Origin of the sequence: uncultured Methanobrevibacter sp., assembly GCF_900314615.1 — an archaeon.
Classification (GTDB): domain Archaea; phylum Methanobacteriota; class Methanobacteria; order Methanobacteriales; family Methanobacteriaceae; genus Methanocatella.
Genome location: NZ_OMWA01000034.1, coordinates 23,583 through 30,358, shown reverse-complemented (window position 1 = coordinate 30,358; position 6,776 = coordinate 23,583). Strand labels below are relative to the sequence as shown.

7 protein-coding genes are annotated in these 6,776 nt (G+C 30.8%); 1 reads left to right on the top strand and 6 read right to left on the bottom strand.

Going from position 1 to position 6,776, the window contains the following annotated elements:
* On the top strand, positions 1–448 hold a 448-nt coding region (locus QZN33_RS10950; RefSeq protein ID WP_296792444.1), incomplete at its 5' end, for a transposase.
* A gap of 181 nt (positions 449–629) precedes the next feature.
* Here QZN33_RS10950 and QZN33_RS10945 read toward each other — a convergent pair.
* The 6 genes from QZN33_RS10945 to QZN33_RS10920 all read right to left on the bottom strand — a co-directional run bounded on the left by QZN33_RS10945 (position 630) and on the right by QZN33_RS10920 (position 6,724).
* Entirely contained in the window at positions 630–4,181 is a 3,552-nt protein-coding gene (locus QZN33_RS10945) for a C1 family peptidase (protein WP_296792442.1), read from the bottom strand.
* 194 nt (positions 4,182–4,375) lie between these two features.
* Positions 4,376–4,648, bottom strand: coding sequence for an elongation factor 1-beta (locus QZN33_RS10940; protein ID WP_296792439.1), 273 nt, complete (start codon positions 4,646–4,648; stop codon positions 4,376–4,378).
* 21 nt (positions 4,649–4,669) lie between these two features.
* Entirely contained in the window at positions 4,670–4,831 is a 162-nt protein-coding gene (locus QZN33_RS10935; protein WP_292740784.1) for a zinc finger domain-containing protein, read from the bottom strand.
* 2 nt (positions 4,832–4,833) lie between these two features.
* Positions 4,834–5,508, bottom strand: a complete 675-nt coding sequence (locus tag QZN33_RS10930) for a delta 1-pyrroline-5-carboxylate synthetase (RefSeq protein ID WP_296792436.1) — start codon at positions 5,506–5,508, stop codon at positions 4,834–4,836.
* Positions 5,509–5,547: 39 nt separating this feature from the next.
* On the bottom strand, positions 5,548–5,886 hold the full coding sequence (pth2, locus tag QZN33_RS10925) for an aminoacyl-tRNA hydrolase (protein WP_296792432.1): 339 nt from the start codon (positions 5,884–5,886) through the stop codon (positions 5,548–5,550).
* Positions 5,887–5,902: 16 nt separating this feature from the next.
* Entirely contained in the window at positions 5,903–6,724 is an 822-nt protein-coding gene (locus QZN33_RS10920) for a hypothetical protein (protein WP_296792429.1), read from the bottom strand.
* Between the last annotated feature and the right edge of the window lie 52 nt (positions 6,725–6,776).

Genomic DNA, 6,776 nt, shown 5'->3' with positions numbered 1-6,776 from the left:
GAATTCAGGTAATCTACCTGACAATCCATTTGCTATAGATTATTTTGTTTTTGATGAATATAAAAATGTTTTCATTTGTCCAAATAATGAAGAATTAACTCTTGATGGGGCATATCCTGCCCCTCAAGAAAAAGGTGGAGGAAACAAAATCAAATTGGTCTATTCCAACTATCAAGCCTGCAAAAATTGCAAATACAAAGGAAAATGCTACACAACTAATCATAGAACAATAACTAGGTATGTTCATGAAGTTACTTACAAAGTTGAAAGATTAATGTCCACTAAAGATGGAATAAAAGACTATAAGTTACGTTCAAAGACTGTAGAAGCACATAATGGGACTTTCAAAAGAATTTACAACTATGATTATCTTCCAATAATTGGCTTAAAAAGAGTACAAAACCTAATGTTCACAATTAGCATCCTACAACTTAATAAGATTGTTTAATCTTATTAAAGTGAATAAAATGGATTTACACTCAGTTATTAGTTCAATAAAATTCATATCATTAATTTAAAAAAATATTAAAAAAATCTAATGGAGTAAATGAAAAATGTTCAAAATCTAATAATTTCTGCCAACACTCCATATGTGAAAAAAAGAAAAAAGGAAAATAAATTATTTTCCATTAACGTTTGACATTCAAAGTTGTTTTAACAGTGTTTTTTAGATAAGTAACACTCATAGAGTATTTTTTACCTGTTTTAAGTTTTCCAATAATATTTTTATTTATTGTGAACTTAGCAATTCCTTTCTTATTGGTTTTTGAAGTGAATTTTTTACAATTAAGTTTTAAAGTTATTTTTTTACCGCTGACTGCTTTTTTACCATTCTTGAGAGTTGCCTTGATAATGAGTTTTTTAGAAGACTTTTTAACAGAATATTTCTTGGTTTTAAGATTTTGTTTTACTTTAACAGTTTTTTTGACAGTATCTCCTTTGTAAGTTGCAGTTAACTTATATGAGCCTGATTTTACTGTATTTGGTATTTTAAAAGCAATCATTCCTTTAGCATTGCTTTTGACCTTGTAAGTTTTTTTGTTAATCTTAATGGCCACTACTTTATTTTTACCGACTGGTTTGGCATTGTCATCAAGTATTTTCGCTTTAAACTTAGATCCGTCAAAGTAATACATTGCAACATTTTTCACATCTGAAAACCTTGAATAAATCACTATTTTAGTGGTTTTAATCTCACCTGTTTTTGGATTCTTAACTGTGATTTTTTGTGTTTTAGTCAATTTGGTGAATTTAAGAGTTATGTATCCAGAATTATCAGTTTTGTAACTTTTAGATTTTCCATTAACCGAAACAGCAACTTTAGTATTTTTTACAGAGTTTCCGGTAGAATCCACAATTCTAAATTTATAATTACAGTTAGCATTATAAGTTTTTTCAACATTGGAAGAAACAACAGTGTTTTTTATAATGATGTAATTGACGATTGAATTTCCCTTGTAATTTGTTGTGATAGCGTACTTTCCAGGGTTAGCGTTGACTTCAAATTTAGCTAATCCATTTTCATCCGCTTTTACAGTGTGATTTATTCCTTTGAATTCAAATATAACTTCTTCGCCAGGACCAACTTCTGCAACAAACGGAGTTTCATTCTTATAGTATTTCACTAAATTTTTAGTAATGTTTAAATCGGAAATGGTGTAAGCTTTTATAATAGCCACACTTTTATCTTTTGCCAAATCAATCCAATTCTTACCGTCATCACTTACAAATGAAGTTCCCTTTTGAGTATGGATTCTGAGGTCATCAATAATAGGTGAATTATTTTTAAAGGTTATTCGGAAAACATCCCCTTTTTTGATTTGGACATATTTGTTTAATTTGATTGTTGAATATCCTCCGAATTCACTTGTGCCTTCATGAGAATAAACTTCAACATCATTTACAGATATTTTAAATTCATATTTCAATCCGGTTTTTTCAAAATATGTTCCAACAGCAGCAATTAATTCATCTTCATCAGCAGTGAACACGTTAGAATAATAATTGAAAGTAATACCCATAGATAATTCTCCACCAACATCAATTTGATAAATCCTGTTGTAGGAATCGTTATTAATTATATATCCAACACTTTCACGATCTGTAGCAAATGATGTATCGTAATATGAAACATAGAAATATCCGCCGTCAGCCCAGTTGGATCCCCAGCTGTTTTTAACAATCCATGCGCCGTCACCTGGAGCGGTTTTTAAGAAATTATATCTGGAATAAGTATCATCCCACCCCACAACACAAACTCTATGAGTTGATATTGTCTTACCATAATAATACTGTGCATAGCTTGATTCATTGAAATAAGCAGTTTTGTTAAAATCTGCATTGTGACTTACTGCCAGAGCACCATATTTAATCAGAGCGTTTTTAATCAAATCATTGTCCAGAGAGTTATTTCTTGGAGGAACAACAACCACATTTTGAATGTGAATGTCCTCAGGAGTGATAAGCAATGAAGATATTTTACCAAGTTCGTCATAACTGTCATATTCACTTGGGAAAATCCCCATCCAATCAATCAAATATGCTATAGGAGCAAAAGGAGTTCCTCCTTCTTCCGAATTCAACTGTCCATATTTTGAAAATTGAAGCATTGAATTTTGAACATTGTTTTCAGATAAAGAATAAGATACATTTGCATAACGAAGTAATGCTGACTCTAATGCAGCTACATTACCGAATGCCCAGCAAGAGCCCATGAATCCCTGGTTTTTAACAGGTGAAACCCAACCGTATTTCCTCAAATCAAATTTTTCAGGCAACTTATCAAATATCAGAGTGTTATTGATTATTATAAACGGATTTGCAGTATTTACAAAATTATAGAAGTAATTAGTATTATCAAATGACCATTTATCATCATTGAAAGTATTTCCATTGTCAATTACTTTTCCATATACTGTATATATGCTTGTAACATCAGAAGGATTGTTAAAGCAGTTATTTTCTAAAGTCAGATTAGTATCATATGCATAAACTGTTGATACTCCAAATGCGGTATTATTTTCAAAAGTGCTTTTCTCGATAATTACATTTCCCATATCAAAATAACCTGCACCGCCATAAGATATGTTGTCTGATGCAGTATTGGATTTGAATGTTGAATTTGATATCCCCACATCAACAAAACTGGTATAAATTGCACCACCTTCATATTCTGCAACATTATCAGCAAAATTAGAATCTTTAACTATTAAACTTCCGCCTAATTGAAGAATAGCTCCACCAAATTCAGAATAACAGTCATGGAATTTGCTGTTTTGAACCATGACCTGGCCGTTTCCTTCAAACACATCTGCAAAAACCGCACCACCATTTTTTTCACTGTAAACATTATCAAATTCACAATCAGAAATAGTTAACTTAGAACTTGATTTAACACTGATTGCACCTGCTGTTTTATTGGCAGCCAAGTTTTTAAATTTAGAATTTAAAATTAAAATGTTTCCCTCACCAGTAACAAATATTGCAGTTGCATATTTAGAAGTAGTATTTAAAAAATTAGAGTTCAAAACAGTTAAATTTGAATTTTGTGAGTAAATATGGCCCTTAATGATTTTATCAGAGATGCTGGTGAATGTTGAATTGACAACATTGACAACACCCATTGATGAAGTAATTGAAGCCCCTTCCTCACCAGACGTATCAATAAATTTACAGTTATTTACATTTAAAGTTGCACCAGTGACAAGAACAGCACCGCCGTTAAAAGAACCAACCCCCGAACAGTTTATAAAAGTCACATTATTCAGGGTCAGCTTTGAGTAGGATATAATAGCGGAACCATATCCATAAAAAGCATTTTTTATAATCAGATTGTTTATTTTCACATCTTTTCCAACAACCACAAATGCTCTAGCCTGATTAGAACAGTCTATTGCATGATTATTTCCATTGATTGTAAAATTTTCCTTAGCAATTCTAATTCCCCGATTATAATTCATATCACTTTGATTATCAAATTTATAATCGGATTCCAAATTAAAACTTGAATTTTCCAAGGCAATATCATAATTTAAATCATAATATGATTTAATATCGCCATCATCTTTTAAAACATCACCCATATCACTAGTATCGTTTAAATCAGCAGCAGATATTGCAGTAATTGAAAACAATAAAACCAGCAATACAAGGGAATATAAAACAATTTTATTAAATTTCATATTCATCCTCAAAATAATTATACATAAATATATCTTTTAAAAAAAAATATTTAAAATTATTTAATATACATAATTTTAAAAAAGAAATAAACTGAATTAACACCAACATTAACTTTTTAAAATCAGTAATATGAGAAAATTTAAAAAAAAGTAAAGAGAGTTATTTAATAACTCTAAAAAAAGAACAAATGGACTTATTCCATTAATCTTCCAACGCCAGTAATTTCAATACTAGCTACGCCTTCAATAGCTGAAACCATTTCTTCAACAGGTTCAGATCCACCTTCACCGTCATCGGTGATGAAGTTAATGATAATTGCAACTAAACCGAAAGCGATTGGTTCTTCTTTCATGTCATGAAGTTTTGCGCCTTCAGGCATTGATTCTTCAATAGTTTTTTTAATAGCTTCTAAGTCTACGTCCGGACTGTCCGGCATGATTTTCATAGTTGTTAATACTTCACCCATTCTAATTCCTCCATTTTAAATTTATGGTCCTTCAAATCCGCATTCACATTTGTAAGCGTGACCGAAAGTACGGCATTTTTCACATCTTGATATTTTTGCTCCACATTCTGGACATTCAAATTCGACAAATGGTCCAGTTAATGGAATTTCTTGTTTGCATGAAATACATTCTACAGTTTTCATTTTTAATCACCTATTATTTGTGTGTAATCGAAATTATAATCATTTATAGTATCATCTATAAGAGATAAAACCCTTTCGGGATATTTTCCGTTCACAACATAACAATCAGACCCAAACTCTAATAAAAGAGACGGTAACATTACATCAATCGATGACTCTTGAAAAGTTAGTAATTTTGTTGCATCGATTTTACTTATGAATGTTGAACCTGGCTCTTCCGGTTCTTGGGTATATATACCATTTACATTTGTTACTATTAAAAGGTTTGCATTTAGAATGTGTGAAACATAAGCTGCAATCGAATCTGAAGTTACATCCCATGTGCATTCAAAAGGATCTTCTCTTTTTAAAAATTCAGAAACAACAAATATTGGAGTGAAACCTTCATCTGAAATTGCATTGACTTCTTCTATTGAATAAGCCAGTTTTGTAGAGTCAACCTTATCATTGACCAGCTTTGCTATTATATCCATGCAGTCAATAGCCGTCCAGTGATTAGTTTCTTCTGAAAAGTTTATATCATCATCATATTTACGAATCAGATTGGCAAATTCGCCACCACCCAGAATAATAACCGAACCGGTGTTTTTGAGTTTTTCTGCAAGGTTTATTGCATAATTTGGAAAAAGACTCCCACCAATCTTTACAACCTGTTTTATGATTTTAATCACGCCCATGTTTAATTAAAAATAGCTTCAATTAAAATGATAGTTAAACTATAAAAGTTTCAAATCTCCAGTAACTTCATCAAGGATTTCATCTTCATCAGGACCGAGAGCCAAAACTGTAACGCTTGATGTAGGTATCTGAGTACGGCCCGCATCAACTACCAGATAATTGGCTATGCCTTTTTGATCGGCTATTTTTTTAAGCTCAGTCAACTCTTCCAATGTCTTGACTTTTAAAACCACTTTAGCATAAGCCTCATTTTCCCATTTTCTAATTTTATCAGCAGGAGATTTCTTATAAGCCCCTATAGCACCATGGCAGCACTGTGCAGCGATTTTTCCTTTTTTCATTTTTAAATCTGTTCTTACAATCATAACCTGTTTCATGATATCCCAAATAATCTCATAATTTATGTTTTTCTTTTATCTCAATAATTTTATCCAAAGGAATTTCAGATTTTTTAGAAATGACTTCAGGATCATCTCCAGATTTCAACAAATTAACAATAATTTGCTCTTTACCTTCTTCATACTTATTTTCACCATATTCATGAATCAAACTCATTCTACCACCCAACATATCACAGATAATATTTCTTTCAAAAGCATCAACGACAAATTTATCAGTTGTTAACCACATTATCCCCAAAGCTAGATCTGATTGAGAAATTGTCATGTTTTTTAATTTAAACAATATTCTAATAACCTTGTAGATATATTCAACAATATGTTTTCCTTTTTTACTCAAAGGGACTAAAGACAATAATATTATGTCTTTACTAGTAGGTATTTTTTTATTTTTTAGTTTAGTTTCAATATTATTTATAATATCTGAACTACTTAAATTATTCAACCCAACAATTTCATACCTGAAACAATTTAATCTGTTGTATTTGTATTCAATAATTTTTGAATCTTCAGCTGTGCTTAAAACCGCCAAATTAACTTCTTTTCTATTTTTCTTGTACTGATTAGTGATTGCAACATAAGAAAGCCCTCTTTTTGAAAAATCATCATTTACACTTGTACTTTGAAATTCAATAATCAGATTCTGATCATCCAAATCCAAAATCAGGTCGGGCTTGAAATTGGTCGGGTCAATATGTCTTAATTCTTTAGTCCATACATTTACCTTTTTAGATTTGATACCCATTATATCCAAAAGTATACTGGCATCTTCATCACTGACATTTTTGAAAAGCATGTCTTCTTGGAATTCAGCCATAATATACCCCCTATTTAATTTATTCATATTTTTTGTTTAAATAAGTTAAAAA

Bases quoted from the DNA above. Each gene is read 5' to 3' on its own strand.
- QZN33_RS10920 (WP_296792429.1), bottom strand. From the start codon at position 6,724: ATGGCTGAATTCCAAGAAGACATGCTTTTCAAAAATGTCAGTGATGAA.
- QZN33_RS10930 (WP_296792436.1), bottom strand. From the start codon at position 5,508: ATGGGCGTGATTAAAATCATAAAACAGGTTGTAAAGATTGGTGGGAGT.
- QZN33_RS10945 (WP_296792442.1), bottom strand. From the start codon at position 4,181: ATGAAATTTAATAAAATTGTTTTATATTCCCTTGTATTGCTGGTTTTA.
- QZN33_RS10940 (WP_296792439.1), bottom strand. From the start codon at position 4,648: ATGGGTGAAGTATTAACAACTATGAAAATCATGCCGGACAGTCCGGAC.
- pth2 (WP_296792432.1), bottom strand. From the start codon at position 5,886: ATGAAACAGGTTATGATTGTAAGAACAGATTTAAAAATGAAAAAAGGA.
- QZN33_RS10935 (WP_292740784.1), bottom strand. From the start codon at position 4,831: ATGAAAACTGTAGAATGTATTTCATGCAAACAAGAAATTCCATTAACT.